This window comes from Pseudoroseomonas sp. WGS1072, from assembly GCF_049340465.1.
Lineage (GTDB): Bacteria > Pseudomonadota > Alphaproteobacteria > Acetobacterales > Acetobacteraceae > Pseudoroseomonas.
In genome coordinates, this window is record NZ_JBMPSU010000001.1 from 3,637,870 (window position 1) to 3,663,231 (window position 25,362).

A 25,362-nucleotide genomic window follows, 5' to 3' on the forward strand; every position below is an offset into this window, starting at 1 on the left:
CGCGCCCGCTCAGGGCAGCCGCGCCAGCCTCTCCCCCAGCAGCGCGAAGAAGCCCTCGGCGTCGATCGTCTCCAGCAGCCGGATGTTCACCGGCCGGTCCGAGCGCTGCCAGCGGTCGATCCGGGTGCGGCCGCGGTCGGGCCCGTCCAGCACCACCTCCGCGGCGGCGGGACGGTGCGTGAACAGCGCGGGCGCCACCAGCCAGGCGATGGCGCAGGGGTCATGCAGCGGCGCGCCGCGTCCGGCCAGCCGCTTCGAGGGCGGCAGGGCCGCCAGGATGTCGCCGCAGGCCGCGCGGCACCGGCCACCCGGCCCCGCGCGCAGGGCGGCGACGCGCGCCGGTGTCACCAGGGCCTGGGCGGTCAGGTCCAGCGTCACCAGGGTGACGGGGCAGCCACAGCCCAGCAGCACGGCCAGGGCCTCGGGGTCCATCGCCGCGTTGAATTCCGCCGCCGGCGTCCAGTTGCCCTCGCCCACCGCGCCGGTCATCAGCACGATCTCCGCCACGGCGGCGCGGAGCGGCGGCTCGGTGGCCAGCGCCAGGGCCAGGTTCGTGGCCGGGCCGAGGCCGACCAGCGTCACCGAGGCCGGCGCCGCGCCGCGCAGCGCATCCCGGATGGCGTCCGCCGCCAGGCCGGGCGCGGCGGGCGGCCCCGCGGGCAGGACCACGCCACCCAGCCCGTCCGTTCCGTGCACCCGCGTCTCGCTGCGATAGGCGCCGGTCAGCGGCCGCTCGGCCCCCGCGACGACCGGCGCGCGGGCGCCGCCGAGGCCAAGCACTGCGCGCGCGTTGGGCAGGGTGCGCTCCAGCCCGACATTGCCACCCGCCACCGTGACCAGCCGCAGGTCCAGCTCCGGCGAGGCCAGGGCCAGCCAGAGCGCGACGGCATCGTCCGTTCCTGGGTCGCAGTCGATGAGGACCGCGCGGCTCACCGCCGGCCCCCGGGCGAGGTCGGCGCGATGGCGCCGGGGCGCCGGCCGGTCGTGGCGGGAAGCAGCGGGAGGGAAGCCTCGGGCATGGGCGTGGATGGTCCTGCTTCGGAACGGCCGGCTTCGTTGCGGCGGGCGGCGCAGCATGCCAGTTTGCCCCGCCCCGGGCCACCCGGCCCGCCCGCCCGACGCAGCGAGAGACCCGACCGATGCCCCGCCTCCGCAACCTCCTGCTCGCGGCCGCCCTGGCCGCCACGCCCGCCACCGGCGCCCCGGCGCAGGAGCTGCTGCGGATCGGCATGGAATCCGGCCCGACCAGCCTCGACCCGCACTATGCCAGCATCATCACCAACATCGCCTACAGCCGGCATGTCTTCCAGCCGCTGGTGCAGCAGGACCACCGCCAGGCGCTGCGGCCCGCCATCGCCTCCGAATGGCGCGCCGTCGACGACCTGACCTGGGAATTCCGGCTCGACCCGCGCGCCCGCTTCCATGACGGCGCGCCGGTGACGGCGGAGGACGTGGCCTTCACCCTGGGCCGCGCCGGCGACGTGCCGAACTCGCCCTCCTCCTTCCGCGTCTACACCCGTCCCATCCAGGCGGTGGAGGCCGTGGACGCGCAGACGATCCGCATCCGCACCGCGCAGCCGACGCCGCTGCTGCCGAACTACCTCTCCCTCGTCATGGTCGTCTCGAGGAAGCATGGCGAGGGCGCCACGACGGCCGACTACAATTCCGGCAAGGCGATGATCGGCACCGGCCCCTACCGCCATGTCTCGTGGCAGCCGGGCAGCCCGCTGGTGGTGGAGCGCAGCGCCGGCTTCGCCGGCCCCGCCCCGGCCTGGTCGCGGGTCGAGTTCAGGCCGCTCGCCAATGCCGGCGCGCGCACCGCGGCGCTGAATGCGGGGGATGTCGACCTGATCGAGATCGTCCCGCCCGACCAGTACAGGACCTTCGCCGCCGATGCCCGCTTCACCGTGGCGCAGAGCCCGTCCAACCGCCTGCTCTTCCTGACGCTCGACAGCGACCGCGAGGACAGCCCGCATGTCCGCGCCCGCGACGGCGGCCCGATCGCCAATCCGCTGCGCGACGCCCGCGTGCGCCGTGCCCTGTCGATGGCGATCAACCGGGAGGCGCTGGTGAGCCGCATCCTGCAGGGCCAGGGCCTGCCGGCCGGAGACCTCGGGCCGGAGGGTTATTTCGGCACCTCGCCGGATCTGAAGCCGCAGCCCTATGACCTCGAGGGGGCCAGGAGGCTGCTGGCCGAGGCCGGCCATCCGCAGGGCTTCGCCGTGCAGGTGAACGGGCCGAACGACCGCTTCGTCAACGACGAGCAGGTGGTGCAGGCCATCGCGCAGATGTGGACCCGCCTCGGGCTGGTGGCGACGGTCGAGACGCGGCCGCGCGGGGTCTGGCTCTCCGAGGCGGCGCAGCTCCGGTACTCGGTGAACCTCGCCGGCTTCTCGCCCAATCCCGAGGTGCTCGGCATGCTGGAGACGCAGATCCACAGCTGGAACACCACGCTGGGCCTCGGCACCGCCAATCGCGGCCGCTTCAGCAACACCGACATCGACGGGCTGATCCAGAAGGCGCGGCAGACGATGGACAATGCCGAGCGCGAGCGGCTGACCCAGCAGGCGACGCGCGCCGCCATCCGCGACCAGACGGCGCTGATCCCGCTCTACTTCCAGGTCAATACCTGGGCGATGCGGAAGGGCGTCACCTACGAGGCGCGCACGGACGAGATGACCCTCGCGACCAGCGTCGGCCTGGCGCGCTGAGAGACGGGCGGAGCGGCCCCGGCCGGCGCTCGCCGCCCGGCCGCAACCCCGGCGGCAACCCCGGCGGCCGGCTCGTGTTGCCAAGCGGTCCCGCCGGGCGGTCCGGCCGGGTGGGACCGCGGAAAGGGGAGCGAGGATCATGACCCAGGGCAGTGCCGCGGCGCGCGGCGAGGAGGGCGTGGCGCCCACCGGGCTCGCGCGCTGGCGCATGGTGGGGCCGGGCGTCGTCGTCGCCGTCACCGGGGTGGGCGCCGGCGACCTGGTCGCGACGCTGATCGCCGGCAACCGCTTCGGCTACACGCTGCTCTGGGCGGCCGTGCTCGGCTGCGTCGTCAAGATCGCCATGGCCGAGGGCGTGGGGCGCTGGCACCTCGCCACCGGGCGCACGCTGTTCGAGGGCTGGCGCGACCTCGGCGCCTGGACCTCGGTCTATTTCCTGCTCTACGTCGTGATCTGGGGCTTCGTCTACGGCGCCACGGCGATGTCCTCCACCGGCCTCGCCATGGCGGCGCTGTTTCCCGTCCTCGATATACGCGGCTGGGCCATCGTCTCCGGCCTGCTCGGCTTCCTCTTCGTGGCGCTCAACCGGTATGCGGTGTTCGAGCGGGTGATGAAGTTCTTCATCGCCCTGATGTTCGTCACCGTGGTCTCGCTCGCCGTGCTGGTCGCCCCGAACATCCCGAACGCGCTCTCCGGCCTGATCCCGCGGTTGCCCGAGGGCGCGGCGATCTACACGCTGGGGCTGATCGGCGGGGTCGGCGGCACCATCACCCTCGCCTCCTATGGCTACTGGGTGAACGCGAAGGGCTGGCGGACGCCGGGCTGGATCCCGATGATGCGCTTCGACAACCAGATCGGCTACATCACCACCGGCATCTTCGTCGTCGCCATGATGATCGTCGGCGCCGAACTGCTCTACAACAGCGGCATCGCGCTGCGCGGCGGTGACCGCGGCCTGCTCGACCTCGACGACGTGCTGCGCGAGCGCCTCGGCCCCTTCGTGGCCACGATGTTCCTGATCGGCTTCGCCGCCACCACCTTCTCCTCCATCCTGGGCGTCTGGCACGGCGTCAGCGTACTCTTCGCGGACTTCGTGGCGCGGGTGCGCGGCCAGAACCCGGAGGAGGCCGAGCTGGAGCGGAGCTGGGCCTTCCGCGCCTACCTCTTCTGGCTGACCTTCCCGCCCATCTCGCTGCTCTTCCTCGACCGTCCCTTCGCCCTGGTCATCGCCTTCGGCGCGCTCGGCGCCCTCTTCATGCCCTTCCTGGCGCTCACGCTGCTCTGGCTGCTGAACTCGCACCGCGTCCCGCAGGCCTGGCGCAACGGCTGGCTGAGCAATGGCCTGCTGCTGCTGTCCGCCATCCTGTTCCTGATCCTCGCGGGCACGGAGATCGTGAACTTCCTCACCTGATCCCGGCATGCTCGCGGATCGTCGCCTCGTCTGGTAATATGACCAATGAGGTTCGGGCTCCTGCGGGAGGGGTCGCGAAGTCAGCGAGGGAGCCGAGCGAGATGGATGCGGGGAACGGAACCAAGCCGGTGCAGGGCATCGCCCTCTCTCCCCTGGCCCCACCCGCCAACCTGACGGCGGAACTGGTCCGCCGGCTGGCCGCCGAGATCCGCGCCGGACACCTGCGGCCCGGGGATCGGCTGCCGACCGAACAGGCGCTGATGCGCCAGGCCGGCGTCTCCCGCACCGTGGTCCGCGAGGCCGTCGCGGCATTGCGGGCGGAGGGGCTGGTGCTGACCCGCCAGGGCGTCGGCGCTTTCGTCGCCGACCCTTCCACGCGTGGCCAGGTGCGCATCGATCCGGGCGAGATGCGCTCCCTCACCGACATCCTGCAGGTGATCGAGCTGCGCATCGCCATCGAGACGGAGGCCGCGGGCCTCGCCGCCGAGCGGCGGGACAGGGAAGCGATGGAGCGCCTGATCGCCGCTGCGGCCGCATTCGACCGCGCGGTGGAGGCGGGCGAGGGTGCCGTGCGCCAGGACCTCGACTTCCACCGGGCCGTCTTCGCCGCCACCGGCAACAGCTTCTTTCCCCGCTTCCTGGAATTCCTCGGCCCCATGCTCATCCCGCGCCAGACGGTGCGGCCCCAGCTGGAGGATGCCGAGGCCCGCACCGCCTATCTGCAGCGGGTCCGGGAGGAACATGAGCGCATCACGGCCGCGATCGTCGCCGGCAAGGCCGCCGAGGCGCGCACGGCGATGCGCCGCCACCTGACCGCCAGCCGCGACCGCTATGCCAAGCTCGCGGGCCAGCTCGCCGCCGCCGCGGGCTGAGGCGCGGACCGTCAGTCGCGCGGAATGACCGGCAGGTCGGCCAGATAGGCCAGGAGGCTGCGGCCCAGCGCCTCCACATCCTCGATGGTGGTGAATTCATCCGGCGCCCGCGGCAATTGCCCGCGTCGTGACAGCCCACCCATCAGGATCTCTTCCAGGCCCGCCTGCTGGACGAAGCCCAGGGGCGAGGGAGCGAGGCTGCCCCAGCGCCGGAAAGCCTCCTGCCGGAAGCCGAAGCCCCATCCCAGCGCCTGCTGCCAGCGGCCGGCATGGGCGCCGCGATCGGGTTCGGCCACCGGTTCCATGTGTCGCAGCACCCGCCCGGTCAGCGTCACGCCCGCCGGCGCATCGCGCAGCGCCGCGCTCAGCTCCGCCAGGGCGGCATGATGGCCCTCCTCCGCGGTGAAGCGGCGCAGCACCGTGATCGTGCAGGATGGCAGGCCGCCGCGCCGGCCCTCGCTGGCGCGCACGGAAACGATGCGCAGGCTGGGCCGCAGCAGCGGCTCGCCTTCCCGCTCGGGCGGGGCGGGAATGGCGGAGCGCCGGGCGGCGACCTCCTCGCGCAGCGCCATCAGCCGGCTGAGCACCGGCCCCCCCGCCTCGGCCGGGGAACCGCCAAGGGCCTGCCCTGGGGCCTGTTCAGGGCTGATGCGGATCTCGTACTCCAGCGCGCCCAGGGCGCCCGCCCAGATCTGCGGCGCCGCGAGACCATCCAGGGCGAGCAGGTGCCCTTCCAGCAGGCCCTGCCCCGCCATGTGCCGCAGCCCGGCATGGCGCTGCTCCCCGTGATCGGCGGTGAAGGCGAGCACGAGGTCGTGGCGCAGCCCGAGACCGACGGCATCGGCCGCCCGCAGCGCCGCCCAGAGCGCGGCGATGGCGCCTTTGCAACGGGTGGTGCCAAGACCGTAGAGCCGGTTCCCCTGCCGCGTCAGGGCCAGGGGCTCCCGCGTCCAGCCCGTGCCGGCCGCCGCGGTGTCCATGGGCAGGTGGATGGTGCAGGCGGGATGCCCGGTCCGCCGCGCGCCGAGCAGGCTGATGACGGGGCCCCGCGCGCGCGCCGGAGAGACCTGCGGGCAGAGCGCCTCCGGCGTCTCCACCCGGCGCAGCCCGAACCCCAGGGGAGCGAAGAGGTCGCGCAGGGTGTCGCAGAAGAGCTCGCAGCCCCGGTCCGCCGCCGGCGTGGTGTCCACGGCGACCAGGCGCGAGAGCATGTCGATCCAGCCGGTGGCGCCGAGCAGGGGCGCGGCGAGACTCAGGCGGTCGATGCTCCTGTCGTTGGTCAGGATGTCGGTAGTGTCATCCCAGGGCATCCAGGCCGCCCCATTCCCTGCTCGCGGAAAGGCGGCCTGCATCCCCGATGGTGGCGGCGGGCCCTCCCGGACCCTGCCTTATCACCTGCCTTATCAAAGGTCAGGAGATCGCAGCAGTCACGCTGCCTTGCTCGCACGGGAACTTGACCAACCGACGCGAAGACCGGAGCTTCGCCAATTACCGGGGATAGGGGCGCCGGCTCCGCTCCATGCCGCCCGGTCGATGGGGAACGAAACGATTTCCCCCCGTCATCGGCTCGACGCGGATATGCGGCTCGTCCGCGTCCGGACGCCGCGCGGCCTCGGCGAAGCGGCCGGCGGCATGACCCGCCACCTCGAACTGCGTCTCGCGCCCGAGGATGCGGATGCGGCCGATGTCATCCCGCTGCACCTGGCCGCGGCGGCACAGGAGGGGCAGGATCCAGCGCGGATCGGCGCGATTGTCGCGGCCGACATTGATGCGGAACCAGACGCCCTCGCCGAGTGGCGCGGCGCCGCGCTCCCGCGCCGGGCGGCGCGGCGCGCTGTCGAAGGGCGCCAGATCCTCCGGGGCCGGCAGCGGCGCGCGCAGCAGCCGGATCAGGGCGGTCGCCACCGCCTCGGCCGAGGCGCCGCCGGCGATCAGGCCCCGCGCCACCTCGAGGTCACGCGGCTCGGCCTCCTCGGCCAGCAGCGCCGTGGCCTGCGTGGCGAGGCGCTCGGCATCCCGCGCCTGGATCACCTCGGCGGCGGGCGGCGGGCCCCATTCGGCCTGCAGGCGCGCGCCGGCCAGCAGGCGCTCGGCCGTGCGGCGGCGGTTCGGCGGCACGATCAGCACCGAGGTGCCCTTGCGCCCGGCGCGGCCGGTGCGGCCCGAGCGGTGCAGCAGGGTCTCCGGCTCCTTCGGCAGCTCGGCATGGATGACGAGGCCGAGATCCGGCAGGTCGATGCCGCGCGCCGCCACGTCGGTCGCCACGCAGACCTGGGCCTTGCCGTCGCGCAGCGCGTGCAGGGCGCGGCTGCGCTCGGCCTGGGACAGCTCGCCGGACAGCGCCACGGCGGAGAAGCCGCGCTCGGCCAGGTTGCCCTGCAGGCGCGCCACGGCGGCACGGGTCGAGCAGAAGACGATGGCGCGCGGGCTGTCCGAGGCGCGCAGCAGGTTGACCACGGCGCGCTCGACATCCTGCGGCGCCACCAGCGCCGCCTTGTAGGCGATGTCGCCGTGCTGGCCACCCTCGCCCTTCGCCTCGATGCGCAGCGCGTCGCGCTGGAAGCTCTCGGCCAGGCGGGCGATCTCGCGCGGCACGGTGGCCGAGAACAGCAGCGTGCGGCGGTCCTCCGGCGCGGCGTCCAGGATGCGCTCCAGCTCCTCGCGGAAGCCGAGGTCAAGCATCTCGTCCGCCTCGTCCAGCACCACGGCGCGCAGCGCCTCGGGGCGCAGGTTGCCGCGCTCCAGGTGGTCGCAGAGCCGGCCGGGCGTGCCGACGACGATATGCGCCCCCTGCGACAGCGCCCGGCGCTCGGCCAGCGGATCCATGCCGCCGACGCAGCTCACCACCCGGCCGCCGGCGGCGGCGTAGAGCCAGGACAGCTCGGTGCGGACCTGCAACGCCAGTTCGCGGGTCGGTGCCACCACCAGCGCCAGCGGCGCGCCGGCCGGCGGCAGGCGCTCGGCCGTCCCCATCACCTCGGCCGCCACCGCCAGGCCGAAGGCCACGGTCTTGCCCGAGCCGGTCTGCGCCGAGACCAGCAGGTCTCGCCCATGGGTCTCGGCCTGCAGCACCGCGTCCTGGACGGAGGTTGGCTCGGTGTAGCCGCGCTCGGTCAGGGCGCGCAGCAGCGCTTCGGGCATCGCGGGGAAGGGCATGTCTGTGAAAAATCCGCCGTAGTCTTCGGGTGTCGGTGTCCTCCGGCGCACCCGGTGACGGGGCGCTGCAGGGGAGCCGGGGGCCATCGGGGCACCGGGCTGGCGCCGCCTTACCGCTTTTCCCCGGATTTTGCACGAAAAGCTCCCCATTGGGTGCGAGCCATGCGGAGGTTGCATGGGTTCCGGTGACGCTTCGGCGCTTGCATGCCGGCTGTGGTTTCCCCATTCTCCGCTCCTGGAAGGGGAATAGCCTTCCCGCGGGGATTTGACGGATGCAGCTTGCGCCGCGACACCAAGTGCTAAAGCGCCAGGAAGCCGGGGACGCGCGTCGCCAGCTTCGTGGATCATCCGACCATCTGGGGGATCACGAAGTGGCCATGACCTGCCGAATGCATCGCGACTGACCACCGCGATTGACCACCGGGGCCTCCGCCCCTCCCCTGCCCGTCCGGGCCTTGTCCCGCCGTTGCCAGACCGACCGGATCGCCCATGCCCGTATCCTCCGCGCCTCCCGACCCCGCCATCCGACTGCGCGGCCTGAAACGCCATTTCCCCGGCCGCGGCGGCGTGACGACGCGGGCGCTCGACGGGGTGTCACTGGACGTGGCGGCGGGCGAGATCTTCGGCATCGTCGGCCGCTCGGGGGCCGGGAAATCCACGCTGATCCGCTGCGTCAACCTGCTGGAACGGCCGGATTCCGGCGCCGTCACGGTGCTCGGCCAGGACCTGCTGGCGCTCGACGGCCGGGCGCTGCGCGAGCGGCGGCGCGGCATCGGCATGGTGTTCCAGCACTTCAACCTGCTCTCCTCCCGCACGGTGGCGCAGAACGTCGCCTTCCCGCTGGAGATCGCCGGCGTGCCCGCCGCCGAGCGCGCGCCGCGCGTGGCCGAGGCGCTGGCGCTGGTTGGGCTGGCCGAGAAGGCCGAGGCCTATCCGGCGCAGCTCTCGGGCGGGCAGAAGCAGCGCGTCGGCATCGCCCGGGCGCTGGCGCCGCGCCCGCGCATCCTGCTCTGCGACGAGGCGACCAGCGCGCTCGATCCCGAGACGACCCAGGAGATCCTGGCGCTGATCCGGCGGCTGCGCGACCAGCTCGACCTCACCGTGCTGCTGATCACGCACGAGATGGCGGTGGTGAAGGAGATCTGCGACCGCGTCGCGGTGATGGAGCGCGGCCAGGTGATCGAGGAGGGCCGGGTCTTCGATGTCTTCACCCAGCCGCGCCATCCGACGACGCGGCGCTTCATCGCCGACACCATCGGCCATTCCATCCCGCCCGGCACGGTGGCGCGCCTGCCCGGCCCGCGCGAGGGCGAGGAGCGGCGCCTGCTGCAGGTGCTCTTCGCCGGACCGAACAGCACCCGCTCGGCGATCAGCGAGGCCTCGCGGCGCTTCGGCGTCGATCTCAACATCATCTCGGGGCGGATCGACGAGATCGCCGGCGAGCCCTTCGGGCTGATGGCGCTGGCCGCCTACGGCCCGGCGGCGCAGATCGAGGCCACCGTCGCCTGGTTCGGCGAGCTGGGCCTGGTCGTCACCCCCGTGGAACCGCAGGCGGAGGCCGCGTGACATGATCCCCTGGCTCAGCCCGATGCTGGAGCAGCTCTTCGTCGAGGCGGCGCTCGAGACGCTGACCATGGTGGCCGGCGCCGCCGCCATCGCCATCCTCCTCGGCCTGCCGCTCGCCCTGCTGCTGCACGCGACGGATCGCGGCGGGCTGGCGCAGAACGGCCTGGTCAACCGGCCGCTCGGCCTGCTGATCAACGCCGTGCGCTCGACGCCCTTCATCATCCTGATGGTCGCCATCGTGCCCTTCACCCGGCTGGTCGCCGGCACCTCGATCGGCACCGGCGCGGCCATCGTGCCGCTCTCGCTCGCCGCCACCGCCTTCATCGCCCGCCTCTTCGAGACCGCCTTCCGCGAGGTGGACCGGGGCGTGGTCGAGGCGGCGCGGGCGATGGGCGCGACGCGGCCGCAGATCCTCTGGAAGGTGCTGGTGCCCGAGGCCATGCCGGGGCTGATCGCTGCCGTCACCGTCACGCTGGTCAGCCTGGTGGGCTACTCCGCCATGGCCGGCGCGGTCGGCGGCGGCGGGCTCGGCGACCTCGGCATCCGCTTCGGCTACCAGCGCTTCATGCCGGAGGTGATGGCCAGCGTCGTCGCCGTGCTGATCCTCTTCGTGCAGGGGCTGCAATCGCTGGGCGACTGGCTCGTCCGCCGCGTGCGCCGCCGCTGAAACCGCCGTCCAGAAGACGCCCCCCAGAAGACACCCCCCCAGAAGAAGCTCCAGGAGAACCGCCATGTCCCTCTCCCGCCGCACCCTCCTCGGCAGCGGCCTCGCCCTGCCCGCTCTCGCCACCACCGCTGCCCCCCCTGCCGCCCGGGCCCAGGGCGGGCCCGAGATCGGCACCGCCGCGCGGCCGCTGCGCATCGGCGGCACCGCCGGGCCGCACAGCCAGGTGCTGGAGAAGGTGCAGGAGATCGCCGCGCGCGACGGCCTGATCCTGCGCATCGTGCCCTTCACCGACTACATCACGCCGAACGCGGCCCTGGCGGCGAAGGACCTGGACGCCAACAGCTACCAGCACCAGCCCTTCCTCGAGGCCACGGTGCGCGACCGCAACCTGCCCCTGGTCGCCGCCGGCAAGACGCTGGTCTTCCCGATGGGCGTCTATTCCCGCAAGCACAGGAAGATCGCCGACATCCCGAACGGCGGCCGCGTCGCCATCCCGAACGATCCCACCAATGGCGGGCGGGCGCTGGCGCTGCTGGCGGCGAACGGCGCCTTCAGGCTGACCGAGGGCGCCGATTTCCGCGCCACCGTGGCCGATGTTGTGGAGAACCCGAAGCGCCTGCGCATCATCGAGCTGGAGGCGGCGCAGATCCCCCGCGCGCTGGATGAGGTCGAGGCGGCGGCGATCAACACCAACTTCGCCATCCCGGCCGGGCTCAACCCGGTGCGCGACGCCGTCGCCATCGAGAGCGCCGACAGCCCTTACGCCAACCTCATCGCCGTGCACCGCGACAACAAGGACGCTCCCTGGGTGAAGCGCCTGGTCGCCGCCTACCAGAACGATGAGATCAAGAAGTTCGTCGAGGAGACCTTCCAGGGCTCCGTGGTGCCGGCCTTCTGATGGCCCGCCTTCCGGGGGAGAGGATGATCATGCTGAACCGGCGTTCCCTGATCCTGGCGGGCGGCACGCTGCTGCTGCCTGCCCTGTTCCGCCTGCCCGCCGGCGCCTCCGTGGCCCGGGCGCAGGGTGCGGAGATCGGCACCGCGGCACGGCCGCTGCGGGTCGGCGTCACCGCCGGCGTGCACGCGCAGGTGCTGGAGGCGGTGCGCGACGTGCTGGCGAAGCAGGGCTTCGTCCTCCGCATCACCGAGTTCTCCGACTTCATCCAGCCCAACGCGGCGCTGGCGGCCGGCGAGATCGACATCAACACCTATCAGCACCTGCCCTTCCTGGAGGCGCAGAAGCAGCAGCGCGGCTACGACTTCGTGCCGGTCGGCAAGACCGTGCTGACAGTGATGGGGGTGTTCAGCCGCAAGCACAGGACGATCGGCGATATCCCCGACGGCGCCCGCATCGCCATCCCGAACGACCCGACCAATGGCGGCCGCGCCCTCCTACTCCTGGCCAAGGCGGGCCTGTTCACGCTGCGGGAAGGCGCCGACTACCGCGCCACGGTGGCCGATATCACCGCGAATCCGAAGCGCATCCGCATCCTCGAGCTGGAGGCCGCCTCGATCGCGCGCGGGCTGGACGACGTGGATGCCGCCGCCATCACCGGCAACTACGCCGTGCCGGCCGGGCTGAACCCCCTCAAGGAAGGCCTCGCGGTCGAGGGCACCGACAGCGCCTATACCGTGCTGGTGGTCGTCCGCCGCGGCGATGAGAACAGGCCCTGGGCGCAGCGGCTGGCCCGCGCCTATGCCGACCCCGCGGTGAAGGACTTCGTCGAGAGAACCTTCGGCGGCGCGGTGATCGTCGGCGCCTGACGCGCCTCAGCCCTCGGGTGGCAGGGCGCCGAAAGCGCGCCAGGCGCGCAGGTTGTCGCGCAGCCGCTCCGGCGTGGCAAGCTCCGGGGCGGTGGCCTCCGGCCCCGCCGCCTCCAGCAGCGCCGCCACCGCCGGCATCAGCTCCGGCGCCACGGGCAGCGCGCTGCCCAGCGCCGGCGCGGCCAGCCAGCCCACTCCGGAGGCGCAGAGCGCGCGGTTCAGCCGCCAGGCGGCCTGCGGGTCCGGCAGCGGGCTGCGCACCGGATGCGCGCAGCCGCTCCAGATCAGCATCTGCACCGCCTGGTTGAGCTGCGCCGGATGCGCGCCATGGCGCGCCAGATCGCCGACGCGGCAGGGCCCCCGGCGCAGCGCCGCCAGCAGGGGGTCGAACAGCGCCGCCTCGCCCTGCACCGGCCCGATCGGCGTGTCGAAGCGCAGCGGGCCGCGGCGCGGCGCGGCGGGCAGGAGGGCGAGCGGCAGCTCCGCCAGGGCCTGCCAGTGCCGCCCGGCCGGCAAGGGTGCGCCGCCGGAGCGGTAGAGATCGCGACGGAGGGACTGGTTGCGCGCCATGTCGCGCACCGTCTCCGCCAGGGCGGGATCGTCCAGCCCGGCCAGCAGCGGAAGGGTCCCCGCCGGCAGGCTGACCGCGTCGATATTGTCGAGCGGCGTGGCGCTGCCCAGGTAGCGGCAGCCCTGCCGGCCCAGCACCTCGATGATCTCCGCGACGTGGAAGGGTTCCCAGTGCGCCGGCAGCAGCTCATGCGCCAGCGCCGCCGGGTCCTGGCGCCGCGACGCCTCCAGCCGGTGGCGCTCCTGCGGATGGGCGACGAAGAACCCCGCCCCGCCCGCGGCCAGCCGCGCCTGGAAGGCCAGGGCGGCCCGGGCGCGCTCGACCGGGCCGCCCTCCGCCCGCGCCGCGACGCGGCGGGCCAGACGCTGGCCGGCGGCCGCGGCGGACATCCCCGGATGGGTCATGTAATGCGCGTAGACCACGCCGCCCGGCCGCAGGAAGCGGCCGATGAAGCGCAGCAAGGCCTCCCGCTCGGCGGGCGCGATCCAGGACAGCACGCCATGCGTGACGATGACGTCGAAGGGTCCGAAGCGGTCCGGCGGCGCCTCGGCCAGTTCGGTGAAGCCGGCCTGCACCGTCTCCAGATTGGGCAGGCCGGCGGCCTCCGCCCAGGCCCGCGCCCGCGCCAGATGCGCCGCGTTCAGGTCGATCGCGGTGACATGGGCGGCGGGATGCGCCGCGGCGGTGACGACGGCGTTGAGGCCGGGACCGCAGCCGAGCTCGCACCACCGGAAGGCCCCGGCCAGGTCGGGCCCTTCCTGGCCGAGGCCGCGCAGCACGGCATCGATCCAGACCGGTGTCATTTCCCGGTGAAAGACCGGCGGATAGGGAATGTCGTTCGGATAGGCCTGGCTCAAGGCTTCCGCTCCAGGAGAGCGGCGGGCGGGGCCTGTCCCCCGCCCGCCGGCGGCCGCCCTCAGAAGAAGGCGGTCAGGCTGACGAAATAGGCCCGGCCCGGCTCGTTGTAGGTGTTGGCGCCGGCGCCGTTGGAATTGGCCTCGCGGAACAGCTGCTCGTCGAGGATGTTGCTGACGCCGGCGGTCAGCCGCGTGTTCTCGTTCAGCATGTAGCTGGCGCTGACATCGACCACCGAATAGGGATCGCGGCTCCAGCGCTGCGCGCCGGTGGCGGCGGCGCCGGTCAGCGTCGTCAGCCGTGCCTCCTGCCGGCCGTAATGCGTGAACTGCAGCAGCATGGTGAGGTCCTGGGTCGCCTGCCAGGTGAGGCTGGAGTTGATGGTGTATTCCGGGATGATCGACAGCGGCTCGCCGGTGGTCTTGTCCTTGCTCTCGATCATGTAGGTGAAGTTGGTGTTCCAGGACAGGCTCTCGGCCAGCGGCACCAGCAGGTTGCCCTCCAGCCCCTGCACCACGGCCTCGGGGGTGTTCTCCCAGCGGAAGATGCGGCCGTTGGTGTTGGTCGCGCCGCGCGGGATCACGCCGGCGACGATCTTGTCCTCGTAGTCATTGTGGAAATAGGTCAGGCTGGCGTTCCAGCCATGCTGGTCATAGACGACGCCGATTTCCTTGTTCAGGCTCGTCTCGGGCTTCAGGTCGGGATTGCCGGCGACGTAGCAGCCGGCGCCGAGCGAGGGGAAGTTCACCGGGCAGCCATTGCCCATGGTGTAGTAGAGATAGTTCGGGTTGGACTGGTAGAGGTTCGGCGCCTTGAAGGCGCGGGCGATGCCGCCCTTCACGGAGAATCCGGTGAACAGCTCGTAGGAGGCGTTGAGCGAGGGGCTCCAGTTCGAGCCGAACTCGCTGTGGTGGTCGAAGCGCACGCCGGGCGTCACGATCAGCCGGTTGGTGGCGTAGATGTTGTCCTCGAGGAAGACGGCGTAGGTGTCGGCCTCGGCGCTCGAGCGGCGCGGCCCGGTGTCGGCGCCCGGCACGATGCCGCCCGTGCCGGTGCTCTGCGTCACCGCCCAGGGGTCCTTCAGGTTCTCCTTGAAGTACTCGGCGCCGACGGTCAGCCGCTGCGGGAACAGCAGCTCGAGCGGGATATTGACCTCGCCATTGATCGTGTAGTTGTTCAGCACCGAGGTCGAGCGGCCGGTGGGCGTGCTGATGCTGCCCTCGCTGGATCCCGCCAGGCCCTCGTTCAGCCGCTTGTTCTGCGTGCCCTCGTAGAGAAGCATCAGGCGGGTGTCGAAATTCTCGAAGGTGCCGCGATGCGTCAGCGAGCTGGTGTAGCGCTCCAGGACGTTGGTCTCGGCGCCCTCATTCGCCAGCCGCTCCAGGAGGTCCGAGCCGGAGGCGCTGACGGCGCGGTCGCCGGCATAGATGTTGCCCTGGCGGCTGTAGCCGAGCTGGAGTTCCAGCACCTGCTGCGGCGTGATGTCCCAGCGCAGCAGCCCGTCGATGTCGCGGTTCTCGACACCTTCCCGGCCCGCCGGCGGCACCGCATCGGCCGCGGCGCCGGCGCCGATCGCCGCCTCGCGGTTCAGATCGAGGGAATCCGCATCGGTGCGGTTGAAGTTGCCGAAGAGGCGGAAGGAGAAGTTTTCCATCAGCGGACCGGCCAGGTTGAAGCCGACGCGCTTGGTATCGCCCTCGTCACGGTCCTCCGGCTGCTCCGTGTAGAGGGTGACGGAGCCGCTGAGCTTGTCGGTCGGGGCCTTGGTGATGATGTTCACCACGCCGCCCGCCGCGCCGGAGCCGTAGCGCGCCGCGGCGGGACCGCGGATGACCTCGATCCGCTCGATCGCCTCGGCCGGCACCCAGTTCGAATCGCCGCGCGTGTTGCGCTCGCCGCTGCGGCCCATGCGCGTCGAGTTGCGGCTGCGGACCGGCTTGCCGTCGATCAGGATCAGCGTGTTCTCCGGCCCCATGCCGCGCAGGTCGATCTGGCGGTTGTTGCCGTACTGGCCGGAGGAGGAATTCCCGGTGAGGTTCACGCCCGGCATCCTGCGGACGATCTCGGAGATGTCGTTCACCGGCGGGCTGAGGCGGATGTCGCGCTCGGTGATGACCGAGACACCCGGCGCCTGCTTCAGCTCCTGCTCGGCGGTGGCCACGACATTGACCTCCGGCAGGGCCATGGCGCCGCTGTCCTGGGCGCGGGCGGGGCTGATCGCATGGCCCAGGAGCGCGGCACCGGCGAGGAGGGCGAAGGGCGAGGCGGAGCCCGCCAGAGAAGAACGTCTGCGCACGGCTGATCTCATTCAAGATTGATAATCATTCTCACCATTGCAGGAGTTTCATATTCGGGCAAGATGGCTTGGCAAACTATTCGCCACCACAAGCGTTCCGGGCGCAAAAAAAAGCCCCGCCTGAGGCGGGGCCCTGTCCGTCCGGAGAACGAGGCGAGACACTTCAGGCGGCGTAACGCGCCATGGACAGGTCGGCATGCTCGATGTTCGGCCGCTGGCCGCTGACCAGATCCGCCGCCAGCCGGCCGCTGCCGCAGGACATGGTCCAGCCCAGCGTGCCATGGCCGGTGTTGAGGAACAGGCTCGGGAAGCGGGTCGGGCCGATGATCGGCGTGCCGTCCGGCGTCATCGGCCGCAGCCCGCACCAGAAGATGGCGCGTGCCGGGTCGCCGCCCTGGGGATAGAGGTCGGTCACGGAATGCAGCAGGGTCTGCCGCCGCTCCTCGTGCAGGCTGGTGTCGTAGCCGGCGATCTCCGCCGTGCCGCCGACGCGGATGCGGTCGCCGAGCCGGGTGATGGCGATCTTGAAGGTCTCGTCCATCACGGTCGAGACCGGCGCCGCGGCATCGTCCACCACCGGCAGGGTGATGGAATAGCCCTTCACCGGATAGACCGGGATGCGCAGGCCGAGCGGCGCCAGCAGCTTCGGCGAGTAGCTGCCGAGCGCCAGCAGGTAGCGGTCGGCGGTCAACGTGCCGGCGCCGGTGACGACCCCGGTGATGTCACCGCCCTCCGTCACCAGGCGCTCGATCGGCGTGCCATAGCGGAAGACAACCCCCTGTCCCTCGCAGATCGCCGCCAGGCGCTGGGTGAAGAGATGCGCGTCGCCGGTCTCGTCCTGCGGCAGCCGCAGCCCGCCCACGAACTTCTCCCGCACCCGCCCGAGCGCCGGCTCGGCGCCGACGCAGCCGGCGGCGTCCAGCACCTCATAGGGCACGCCGTACTGCTCCAGCACGCGCAGGTCGCCGCCGATATGGTCGAGCTGAGATTGCGTCCGGAAGAGCTGCAGCGTGCCCCGCTCCCGCCCGTCATAGGCGATGCCGGTCTCGGCGCGGAGGTCGGCCAGGACATCGCGGCTGTAGTCGGCGACGCGCACCATGCGGGACTTGTTGGTGCGGTAGGCCGCCTCCGTGCAGTTGCGCAGCATCTGCCACATCCAGGACCACTGCGCCGGGTCGAGGCGCGGCCGGACCACCAGCGGGCTGTGCTTCATGGTCATCCACTTCAGCGCCTTGAGCGGGATGCCGGGCCCGGCCCAGGGCGAGGAATAACCGAAGGAGACCTGGCCGGCATTGGCGAAGCTGGTCTCCAGCCCGGCCCCCGGCTGGCGGTCCACCACCGTCACCTCATGCCCTGCCCTGGCCAGGTAATAGGCCGAGGTCACGCCGACCACGCCGGCACCGAGAACGAGGACCTTCATCGCGACCATGCTCCGCCGCGCCACCGCCGCAGGCGCGATGACGACCATGCGCGATGCTAGGGCCGGAAGCCGGGGCAGGTGCTTGCTAAGGTTGCGTGAAGATGCGAAGGCAGCGGGTCCCCCTCGAATTTTCTGCGAATCTTTCGAAGATCATGCCGAATTCCGCCCTCGACGCCCTGGACCGGAAGCTGCTGCGCCTGCTGCGCGCCGACGGCCGGATGAGCAACGCCGCCCTGGCCGCCGCCATCGGCCTTTCGCCCTCGGCCTGCCTGCGGCGGTTGCGGATGCTGGAGGCCTCGGGCGTCATCCGCGGCTATACCGCCATCATCGAGGAGCCCGCGCCGCAGGCACGCAGCGTCGTCATCGTGCAGATCACCCTGGAGAAGCAGACCGAGGAGGCCTTCAACCGCTTCGAGGCGGCGGTGCGGCGCTGCCCGGAGGTCTGCGAGTGCTACCTGATGACCGGCGCCGCCGACTATCAGCTCCGTGTCGAGGCGCGCGACGCCGCGGATTACGAGCGCATCCACAAGGAGCAGCTCTCCCGCATGCCGGGCGTCGCGCGTATCCAGTCGGCCTTCGCCATCCGCACCGTGGTGCATGGCGCCGCCCCGGCCTGGGTGGAAGGCTGAGGACCAGCGCTGGCACGGCCGTTGCTTAAGCTCCGTTGCATCCAAGGCAGGGGATTCAAGCTCCGTGATGAAGCATCGCCTCGCGGCCGTCATCCTGGCGGCATCGGTTGTGACCGGAACCGGCGGCGCCCTGGCGCAGGCACCCCAGAAGGTGCTGCGCATCGCCATGACCGCCTCCGACGTACCGACCACCACCGGCATGCCGAACAACGGCTTCGAGGGGCTGCGCTTCCTCGGCTACCCGATCTTCGAGGCGCTGGTGCTGTGGGATCTCGCCAGCGCCGACCGGCCGGCCACGCTGCGCCCGGGCCTGGCCGAGAGCTGGCGGCAGGACCCGGCGGATGGCCGCAAATGGCGCTTCACCCTGCGCCAGGGTGTCCGCTTCCATGACGGCACGCCCTTCGATGCCGATGCCGTCATCTGGAACATGGACCGCTTCTTCCGGGACGGCGCGCCGCAGATGGAGGCGGCCGGCGCCGCCATCGTGCGCGGGCGCGTCTCCGGCATGGCGGGCTACCGCAAGATCGACGACCGCACCGTGGAGTTCGAGACGGTCCGCCCCCTCTCCTATTTTCCCTATCTCTCCACGCTCTTCCTCTTCGCCTCGCCGAAGTCCTGGGAGGATGCCGGGCGCGACTGGGCGAAGGTGGCGCAGAGCGGCGCCGCCGGTACCGGCCCCTTCCGCATCGCCCGCTTCACGCCGCGCCAGAGCGTCGAGCTGGAGCGCAACCCGGACTACTGGGACAAGGCGAACGCGCCGAAGCTCGACCGCATCCTGCTGTTGCCCATTCCGGAGGCGAACACCCGCCTCGCCGCCCTGCGCAGCGGGCAGGTGGACTGGATCGAGGTGCCGCCCTCGGATGGCATCCCCTCGCTGAAGCAGGCCGGCTTCAAGGTCGTCACCAACTCCTATCCGCATGTCTGGCCCTGGGTCTTCGCCGCCGGCAAGCAGGGCACGCCGGTCGCCGATGTCCGCGTGCGGCAGGCGCTGAACTACTGCGTGGACCGCGAGGCGCTGGTGGCCCTGCTGAACGGCACGGCGGAGCCGGCGGTGGGCTTCTACAACGCCTCCAACCCGCTCTTCGGCAAGCCGGGCAACGCCTATCGCCTGGACCCGGAGCGCGGCAGGGCGTTGCTGGCCGATGCCGGATACACGGCGCAGAAGCCGCTGAAGCTCACCGTCGGCATCTCCACCTCCGGCTCGGGCCAGATGCTGCCCCTGCCGATGAACGAGCTGGTGCAGGAGTCGCTCCGCGAGCATTGCGGCGTGCAGGTCGAGTTCCGCACCGTCGAGTGGAACACGCTCCTGGCCGGATTGCGCAACCCGCCGGAGAGCCCCGCCTGGCTCGGGGCCGACGCCCTGAACATCTCGCTCGTCTCCTCCGATCCCTCGGCCATGGCGCGCTGGTTCCTGGCCGCCAATGCCGCGCCGAACGGCTCCAATGCCGGGCGCTGGAACGATCCGGGCTTCGAGAAGGCCTTCGCCGAGGTCGAGACCGCCACCGATCCGGCGCGGGCCGCGGCGGCGCTGACACAGGCGCATGAGCGCATCGTCGACGACGCGCCCTGGCTCTTCATCGTGCACGACCTCAACCCCCGCGCCATGTCGGGCAAGGTGACCGGCTTCGTCTCCGCGCAATCCTGGTTCCAGGACCTGGCCCGGGTCGACGTGAAGTGACCGCGCTGCATTTCGAGACCCTGGCCGGGCTGTCGGGGCTGATCGAGGCCGGGCGGCTCTCACCGGTCGAGCTGGCCCGGCACTGCATCGCCCGCGTCAGGGCGCTGGACGGGCAGCTCAACAGCACCCTCCTGCTGCTGGAGGAGCAGGCGCTGGCCGAGGCCCGCGCCGCCGAGGCGGAGATCGCCGCCGGCCGCCGGCGCGGGGCGCTGCACGGCATCCCGATCGGGCTGAAGGATCTCTACGAGACCGCCGGCATACCCACCACCGGCCATTCCGCGCTGTTCCGCGAGCACGTGCCGGCGCGGGACGCGACCGCGGTGGCCAGGCTGCGCGCGGCCGGCGCCACCATCCTGGCCAAGCTGGCCACCTGGGAGTTCGCCATCGGCGGCTCCTCCTTCGACCTCCCCTGGCCGCCGGCGCGCAATCCCTGGGACCCTTCGCGCGACCCCACCGGCTCCTCCACCGGCTCGGCCGTCGCCGTCGCCGCCGGGCTGATGCCGGGCACGATGGGCACCGACACCGGCGGCTCGATCCGCATGCCGGCCGCCTGGTGCGGCATCGCCGGGCACAAGCCGACCTACGGGCTGGTCAGCCGCGCCGGGGTGCTGCCGCTCGCCGTCTCCCTCGACCATGCCGGGCCGATGGCCTGGACCGCCGAGGACTGCGCGCTGATGATGGAGGCGCTCTGCGGCCACGACCCGCGCGACCCGGCCAGCGCCGCGGTGCCGGCGCCGGATTTCCGCGGCGCCATCGCCGAGGGGCGGGACCGGGGCCTGGCCGGGCTGCGCGTCGGCGTGGTGCGGCACTTCTACGAGACCGACCTGCCCTGCGAGCCGGAGGTCCACGCGGCGACGGAAGCCTCGCTCGCCGCCCTGCGGGCGCTGGGCGCCTCGGTGCGCGACGTCACCCTCTCGCCGTTCGGCGACTATGCCGTGGCGGGGATGGTGATCTCGCGCGCCGAATCCTTCGCCCTGCATGCCGAATGGCTGCGCGCCACGCCGGAGCTCTACGGCGAGTACGGCCGCCGGCGGCTGATGGCCGGCGCCTTCCTCTCGGCGGCGGACTACATCAACGCCCAGCGCCAGCGCGGCCGGCTGCTGGCCGAGATGACGGCGGCGATGCGGGATGTGGACGTTCTGGTCATGCCCTCCTCCCGCCAGACCGCCGGCCCGCTCGGCGAGGAGAGCATGCTGCACGGCACCGCGCCGTTCTATGCGCGGCCCTTCAATCTCACCGGCTTCCCCGCCGTCTCCGTCTGCAACGGCTTCTCGGCGGAAGGCCTGCCGATCGGCTTCCAGATCGGCGGCCGGCCCTTCGAGGATCACCTCGTGCTGAAGGTGGGCGACGCGCTGGAGCGCGCCCTGGGCACGCGAGGCCGGCGCCCGGCCCTGGCCATGGGCGGCATGGAGGTCGTGGCATGACACGGGACATCGAGGCTTTCCGTCAGCGCCTCGCGGCGCTCGGCCTGCGGCTGCCGGAGGCGGAGCTGCCGGCGATGATGCAGACCATCGTCGAGCTCGAGGCCGCCGCCCGCACCCTCCGCGTCGCGCGCGACCATGCCGAGGAGCCGGCCTGCTGCTTCCGCCTGCCGCCCCACGGCTGAAAGGGCGGGCGGAGGGGGCCTCGCCCTAGCCCCGCCGCAGGCCGCCCCAGATCACCGCCAGGCGGTCGCCCAGCCCGCGCGGCGGCGGCGGTTGCGCCGGGTCCCAGCCCGGCGCCAGCATCCGCCGCAGGTCGCGTGCCGCGAGCCGCCCCGGCAGGGCGGCCGCCACCGCCGCACGCGGCAGGGCAGAGAGGCGGGACCGCCCTTCCCGCAGCAGGCCGAGGCCCTCCCCGGCCAGCACCCGCCCCGCCGCGGCGACGCCCGCTTGGCGCGGATCGCGCGCCACGTCGGCGGGGGTCAGGCCATGCTCGGCCAGGAGATCGGCGGGCAGCAGGCTGCGGCCGTGCCGGGCCTGCGCCGGGATGCCGCGCAGCACCCCCGCCAGGCCATAGGCGGCGCCGACCGCCTGCAGGCCGGGCAGGCTTTCGGCCGGGGCGCCGAGCGCCCGCCCGGCCGCCACCGCGAAGCCGCCGGCGGTGCCGCGCAGATAGGCGAACAGCGCGCCCCGGCTCGGCATCTCCTCCTCCGTCTCCGCCTCCCGCGCATCGATCATGCCGTTGAGATCGGCGGCGTCGAGCCGGCCGGCGCGGATCGCCCCGGCCAGCGGCGCGGCCACCTCGTGGCGGCGCGCGGGCCGCCCCTCGACCGCCTCGGCCACCGCGTCGCGCCACCACTGCAGGCGGATCAGCGCCGTCATGGGGTTGCTGGTCGCGAGCCGGGCGCGGGCCAGCTCATGGTTGAAGGCGGTCAGCAGGAACAGCTCCTCCCGCCGCGCGGCGGGCGCGAAGAGCGCGCAGAGAAACCGGTCCGGATCGTGCTGGCGGGCCAGTGCCGCCAGCGGGGAGAGGCCGTCCGGAGAGGCGGCGGCAGGGATGGGGGGCGGGGCAGGTTCGGCCATGCGGGGGTTATGGACACGGAAGCGGGCCGCACAAGGGCGATGGCGGCCGGCGTGCGGTGTTCATGGAACCGGCATTGTAACGGCGGCCCGGTTGACGCACAGGGGGGGCACGCCTAGCTCTGACGGGCCGCGGCGCCGGAACCCCGGCGCCCCGGGAATCGTCCACTCGGTTCCTGTCATTCATCGGGAGTTCAGCCACCATGGCCTTCAGCCTTCCGCCGCTTCCCTACGACGCCTCCGCCCTCGCCGGCTCCGGCATGTGCCAGGAGACACTGGAGCTGCACCACGGCAAGCACCACCAGGCCTATGTCACCGCGCTGAACGGCCTGGTGGAGAGCAAGGGCCTGGCCGGCAAGTCGCTGGAGCAGATCGTCGCCGAGGCCGGCAAGGCCGGCGCCGAGGGCCTGCCGGTGCTGAACCAGGCCGGCCAGCACTGGAACCACATCCTGTTCTGGCAGGTGATGAAGCCGAATGGCGGCGGGGACAGCCTGCCGGGCAAGATCGGCGCCAAGATCGACGAGGATTTCGGTGGCCTCGCCCAGTTCAAGGAGGCCTTCAAGCAGGCCGGCGTGACGCAGTTCGGCTCCGGCTGGGCCTGGCTGATCGTCGATGGCTCGGGCAAGCTCAAGGTCACCAAGACGCCGAACGGCGCCAACCCGCTCTCCACCGGCGAGGGCACGCCGATCCTCGGCGCCGATGTGTGGGAGCACGCCTACTACCTGGACTTCCGCAACGTCCGCCCCGGCTACCTGGACAACTTCCTGAACAAGCTGGTGAACTGGGAGAAGGTCGAGGAGCTGCTGCTGAATGGCGGCCTGAAGTCCGGCCAGAGCGCCTGAACCGGGCGCATCCGGTACACTGACTGCGAAAGGGCGCCGGGGTATCCCCCCGGCGCCCTTCTCGCTTTCCGTCCGATGGCGCGGTTCTACTTGCTGTCGTTCGCCGCCGCCGGGGCGCGCACCAGGCTGGCGATGGTGCTGCGCACCACGGTCACCCGCACATTCGGCGCCAGCTCGACCTCGACCTCGTCCGAACCGTCCTTCACCCGGGTCACGCTGCCGATCAGGCCGCCCCCGGTGATGATGCGATCGCCACGCTTGAGCGCCGTCAGCATGGTGCGGTGCTCCTTGGCCCGCTTCTGCTGGGGGCGGATCAGCAGGAAGTAGAAGACGACGAAGATCAGGATCAGCGGCGCGAGCTGCATGACGATGCCGGCGGCGCCGGCGGCCGCGGCATCCTGGGCATAGGCGGGGGAGATGAGCATCGAAGGGGCTTCCGTCTTGCCGTGTGTGGCGCGCGAAACTAGCCTCGCTGGGCCGCCCGTCAACCTGTCCGTCCTGTAACGCGGCCCGCCGCCCGGAGCCTTCGCTTGTCCAGCCTCGACGACACCGCCCTGCTGCCCGCCCTGACCCGCATCGCCGAGGCGCTGGAGCGCCTGGCCCCGCCGCCCGCCGCCGCGCCGGACCTCTCCGCCGCCGATGCCTTCGTCTGGCACCCGGCGCAGGAGGGCCGCCCGGCCCGGCTGGCGCCCGTCCCGCGCGTCGCGGCGGTGGAGATCGGGCTGCTGCAGGGGGTGGAGCGGCAGAAATCCCTGCTGCTGGAGAACACCCGGCGCTTCGCGCGCGGCCTGCCGGCCAACAATGCCATGCTCTGGGGCGCGCGCGGCATGGGCAAGTCCTCCCTGGTCAAGGCCGCGCATGCCGCCGCCAACGCGGAGGGCGGCGGGGGCCGGTCCGGGGCGCTGGCGCTGATCGAGATCCAGCGCGAGGACATCCGCACCCTGCCCGAATTGCTGAACCTGCTGCGCCAGAGCCCCCGCCGCTGCCTGGTCTTCTGCGACGACCTCTCCTTCGAGCGCGAGGACCAGGACTACAAGGCGCTGAAGTCGGTGCTGGATGGCGGCATCGAGGGCCGGCCGGCGAATGTGCTGTTCTATGCCACCAGCAACCGCCGCCACCTGATGCCGCGCGACATGATCGAGAACGAGCGCAGCACCGCCATCAATCCCGGCGAGGCGGTGGAGGAGAAGGTCTCGCTCTCCGACCGCTTCGGCCTCTGGATCGGCTTCCACAACGCCGACCAGCAGACCTTCTTCGCCATGGTGGAGGGCTATGCCGCCGCGCTCGGCCTGGAGATCGCGCCGGAGGATCTGCGCCGCGCGGCGGTCGAATGGTCGGTGACGCGCGGCGGCCGCTCGGGCCGCGTCGCCTGGCAGTTCATCCTGGACCTGGCCGGCCGGCTCGGCGTCGCCATCCCGGCGTGACGGCACCGGACCTCGAAGGCGCCCGGGGCGCGTCGCGGAAGGGGCGGGCCTTCCTCAACCCCGACGGCTCCGTGGCCGGGCAGAGCTTCCGCGCCCTCTGGCGGCTGATGCGCGAGGCCCGCGCGCCGCGCTGGGCACGCCCCGCGCCCGGCTCGGCCTTCGCGCCGCCGGAGCCGCCGCCGCCCGGTCATGCGGCGGTGACCTTCCTCGGCCATGCCAGCTTCCTGATCCGCCTGCATGGCGGACCGACGCTGATCACCGACCCGATCTGGAGCGAGCGTTGCAGCCCGCTGCCCTTCCTCGGGCCGAAGCGGGTGCGGCCGCCCGGCCTCGCCTTCGAGGCACTCCCGCGCATCGACGCCGTCCTGCTCAGCCACAACCACTACGACCATTGCGACATCCCGACGCTGAAGCGCCTGCAGCGCCGCGACACGCCGCGCATCCTGACCGGGCTCAGCAATGCCGGGCTCCTGCGCCGGCACGGCCTGCGCGACGTGGTGGAGCTGGACTGGTGGCAGGCGGCGCCCCTGCCCGGCGGCGTCGGCGCGCGCTTCACCCCGGCCCGGCACTTCGCCGCGCGCGGGCTGCACGACCGGGCCCGGACGCTCTGGGGCGGCTTCGCCCTGGAGACGGCAGCCGGCGGCCGGCTCTACTTCATGGGCGATTCCGGCTGGGGCGCGCATTTCGCCGAGATCGGCCGCCGCCTCGGCCCCTTCGACCTCGCCCTGATCCCGATCGGCGCCTACGAGCCGCGCTGGTTCATGGACGTCGTGCATATCGACCCGGAGGAGGCGGTGCGGGCCTTCCGCGACCTCCGCGCCCGGCGGGCGCTGGCGATGCATTTCGGCACCTTCCAGCTGACGCGGGAGCCGATCGACGAACCCGAGCGGCGGCTGGCCGCGGCGCGCGCCGCGATGGGAATCCCCGAGAGCGCCTTCCGCGCGCCCGGCTGCGGCGAGACGGTGCTGGTGCCGCTCGCGCTGGCCTGAGGCGGGGCGG

Annotated in this window: 22 protein-coding genes; 14 read left to right on the top strand and 8 right to left on the bottom strand. The window is 72.4% G+C overall.

Annotation, left to right across the window (positions count from 1 at the left end):
• Nucleotides 1–9: 9 nt before the first annotated feature.
• Nucleotides 10–933 (bottom strand): nucleoside hydrolase, encoded by a 924-nt coding sequence (locus ACF3NH_RS17065; RefSeq protein ID WP_422924377.1) that lies wholly within the window; start codon nucleotides 931–933, stop codon nucleotides 10–12.
• Nucleotides 934–1,139: 206 nt separating this feature from the next.
• Here ACF3NH_RS17065 and ACF3NH_RS17070 point away from each other — a divergent pair, with 206 nt between their 5' ends.
• The 3 genes from ACF3NH_RS17070 (at nucleotide 1,140) to ACF3NH_RS17080 (ending at nucleotide 4,994) form a co-directional block, all read left to right on the top strand.
• Nucleotides 1,140–2,711: an ABC transporter substrate-binding protein gene (locus ACF3NH_RS17070; RefSeq protein WP_422924379.1), complete on the top strand. Its 1,572-nt coding sequence runs from the start codon at nucleotides 1,140–1,142 to the stop codon at nucleotides 2,709–2,711.
• 139 nt (nucleotides 2,712–2,850) lie between these two features.
• Nucleotides 2,851–4,122, top strand: coding sequence for an Nramp family divalent metal transporter (locus tag ACF3NH_RS17075; protein WP_422924381.1), 1,272 nt, complete (start codon nucleotides 2,851–2,853; stop codon nucleotides 4,120–4,122).
• Between the two features lie 101 nt (nucleotides 4,123–4,223).
• A complete protein-coding gene (locus ACF3NH_RS17080) occupies nucleotides 4,224–4,994 on the top strand; it encodes a FadR/GntR family transcriptional regulator (protein WP_422924383.1) in 771 nt (256 codons plus the stop codon).
• An 11-nt stretch (nucleotides 4,995–5,005) separates the two neighbouring features.
• Here ACF3NH_RS17080 and ACF3NH_RS17085 read toward each other — a convergent pair whose 3' ends face one another.
• Entirely contained in the window at nucleotides 5,006–6,304 is a 1,299-nt protein-coding gene (locus ACF3NH_RS17085; protein WP_422924385.1) for a M20/M25/M40 family metallo-hydrolase, read from the bottom strand.
• Nucleotides 6,305–6,482: 178 nt separating this feature from the next.
• The gene (locus ACF3NH_RS17090; protein ID WP_422924387.1) at nucleotides 6,483–8,150 is read right to left on the bottom strand and encodes a DEAD/DEAH box helicase; all 1,668 of its coding nucleotides are present in this window, start codon (nucleotides 8,148–8,150) and stop codon (nucleotides 6,483–6,485) included.
• Between the two features lie 489 nt (nucleotides 8,151–8,639).
• Between ACF3NH_RS17090 and ACF3NH_RS17095 the strand changes: the two genes are divergently transcribed.
• From ACF3NH_RS17095 to ACF3NH_RS17110, 4 genes are all read left to right on the top strand, one after another.
• Nucleotides 8,640–9,716: a methionine ABC transporter ATP-binding protein gene (locus tag ACF3NH_RS17095; protein WP_198364735.1), complete on the top strand. Its 1,077-nt coding sequence runs from the start codon at nucleotides 8,640–8,642 to the stop codon at nucleotides 9,714–9,716.
• 1 nt (nucleotide 9,717) lies between these two features.
• On the top strand, nucleotides 9,718–10,383 hold the full coding sequence (locus ACF3NH_RS17100) for a methionine ABC transporter permease (protein ID WP_198364734.1): 666 nt from the start codon (nucleotides 9,718–9,720) through the stop codon (nucleotides 10,381–10,383).
• A 64-nt stretch (nucleotides 10,384–10,447) separates the two neighbouring features.
• Entirely contained in the window at nucleotides 10,448–11,281 is an 834-nt protein-coding gene (locus ACF3NH_RS17105; RefSeq protein WP_198364733.1) for a MetQ/NlpA family ABC transporter substrate-binding protein, read from the top strand.
• Nucleotides 11,282–11,310: 29 nt separating this feature from the next.
• A complete protein-coding gene (locus ACF3NH_RS17110; protein WP_422924390.1) occupies nucleotides 11,311–12,147 on the top strand; it encodes a MetQ/NlpA family ABC transporter substrate-binding protein in 837 nt (278 codons plus the stop codon).
• Between the two features lie 6 nt (nucleotides 12,148–12,153).
• On the opposite strand, the gene ACF3NH_RS17115 is transcribed toward ACF3NH_RS17110, so the two are convergent.
• The 3 genes from ACF3NH_RS17115 to ACF3NH_RS17125 form a co-directional block, all read right to left on the bottom strand.
• Nucleotides 12,154–13,575: a class I SAM-dependent methyltransferase gene (locus tag ACF3NH_RS17115; RefSeq protein WP_422924392.1), complete on the bottom strand. Its 1,422-nt coding sequence runs from the start codon at nucleotides 13,573–13,575 to the stop codon at nucleotides 12,154–12,156.
• Between the two features lie 59 nt (nucleotides 13,576–13,634).
• Nucleotides 13,635–15,869 (bottom strand): TonB-dependent siderophore receptor, encoded by a 2,235-nt coding sequence (locus tag ACF3NH_RS17120; RefSeq protein ID WP_370591913.1) that lies wholly within the window; start codon nucleotides 15,867–15,869, stop codon nucleotides 13,635–13,637.
• A 163-nt stretch (nucleotides 15,870–16,032) separates the two neighbouring features.
• On the bottom strand, nucleotides 16,033–17,289 hold the full coding sequence (locus ACF3NH_RS17125) for a D-amino acid dehydrogenase (RefSeq protein WP_198365008.1): 1,257 nt from the start codon (nucleotides 17,287–17,289) through the stop codon (nucleotides 16,033–16,035).
• A 152-nt stretch (nucleotides 17,290–17,441) separates the two neighbouring features.
• On the opposite strand from ACF3NH_RS17125, the gene ACF3NH_RS17130 reads away from it, so the two are divergent.
• The 4 genes from ACF3NH_RS17130 to ACF3NH_RS17145 all read left to right on the top strand — a co-directional run bounded on the left by ACF3NH_RS17130 (nucleotide 17,442) and on the right by ACF3NH_RS17145 (nucleotide 21,202).
• On the top strand, nucleotides 17,442–17,918 hold the full coding sequence (locus tag ACF3NH_RS17130) for an Lrp/AsnC family transcriptional regulator (RefSeq protein ID WP_232476803.1): 477 nt from the start codon (nucleotides 17,442–17,444) through the stop codon (nucleotides 17,916–17,918).
• A 67-nt stretch (nucleotides 17,919–17,985) separates the two neighbouring features.
• Nucleotides 17,986–19,596, top strand: a complete 1,611-nt coding sequence (locus ACF3NH_RS17135; RefSeq protein WP_198364728.1) for an ABC transporter substrate-binding protein — start codon at nucleotides 17,986–17,988, stop codon at nucleotides 19,594–19,596.
• Entirely contained in the window at nucleotides 19,593–21,020 is a 1,428-nt protein-coding gene (locus ACF3NH_RS17140; RefSeq protein ID WP_422924395.1) for an amidase, read from the top strand. Before ACF3NH_RS17135 ends, ACF3NH_RS17140 begins: the two co-directional genes overlap by 4 nt.
• Nucleotides 21,017–21,202, top strand: coding sequence for a hypothetical protein (locus ACF3NH_RS17145; protein WP_422924397.1), 186 nt, complete (start codon nucleotides 21,017–21,019; stop codon nucleotides 21,200–21,202). The genes ACF3NH_RS17140 and ACF3NH_RS17145 overlap by 4 nt, the downstream gene beginning before the upstream one ends.
• 25 nt (nucleotides 21,203–21,227) lie before the next feature.
• On the opposite strand, the gene ACF3NH_RS17150 is transcribed toward ACF3NH_RS17145, so the two are convergent.
• Nucleotides 21,228–22,100: a phytoene/squalene synthase family protein gene (locus tag ACF3NH_RS17150; protein WP_422924399.1), complete on the bottom strand. Its 873-nt coding sequence runs from the start codon at nucleotides 22,098–22,100 to the stop codon at nucleotides 21,228–21,230.
• Between the two features lie 200 nt (nucleotides 22,101–22,300).
• Here ACF3NH_RS17150 and ACF3NH_RS17155 point away from each other — a divergent pair, with 200 nt between their 5' ends.
• A complete protein-coding gene (locus ACF3NH_RS17155; protein ID WP_198364724.1) occupies nucleotides 22,301–22,939 on the top strand; it encodes a superoxide dismutase in 639 nt (212 codons plus the stop codon).
• An 86-nt stretch (nucleotides 22,940–23,025) separates the two neighbouring features.
• On the opposite strand, the gene yajC is transcribed toward ACF3NH_RS17155, so the two are convergent.
• A complete protein-coding gene (gene yajC, locus ACF3NH_RS17160) occupies nucleotides 23,026–23,364 on the bottom strand; it encodes a preprotein translocase subunit YajC (protein WP_422924402.1) in 339 nt (112 codons plus the stop codon).
• 105 nt (nucleotides 23,365–23,469) lie between these two features.
• Here yajC and ACF3NH_RS17165 point away from each other — a divergent pair, with 105 nt between their 5' ends.
• Nucleotides 23,470–24,363 carry an ATP-binding protein gene (locus tag ACF3NH_RS17165; RefSeq protein WP_198364722.1) on the top strand — a complete coding sequence of 298 codons (894 nt, stop codon included), beginning with the start codon at nucleotides 23,470–23,472 and terminating at the stop codon, nucleotides 24,361–24,363.
• Nucleotides 24,360–25,352 (top strand): MBL fold metallo-hydrolase, encoded by a 993-nt coding sequence (locus ACF3NH_RS17170; protein ID WP_422924404.1) that lies wholly within the window; start codon nucleotides 24,360–24,362, stop codon nucleotides 25,350–25,352. Before ACF3NH_RS17165 ends, ACF3NH_RS17170 begins: the two co-directional genes overlap by 4 nt.
• Nucleotides 25,353–25,362 lie beyond the last annotated feature (10 nt).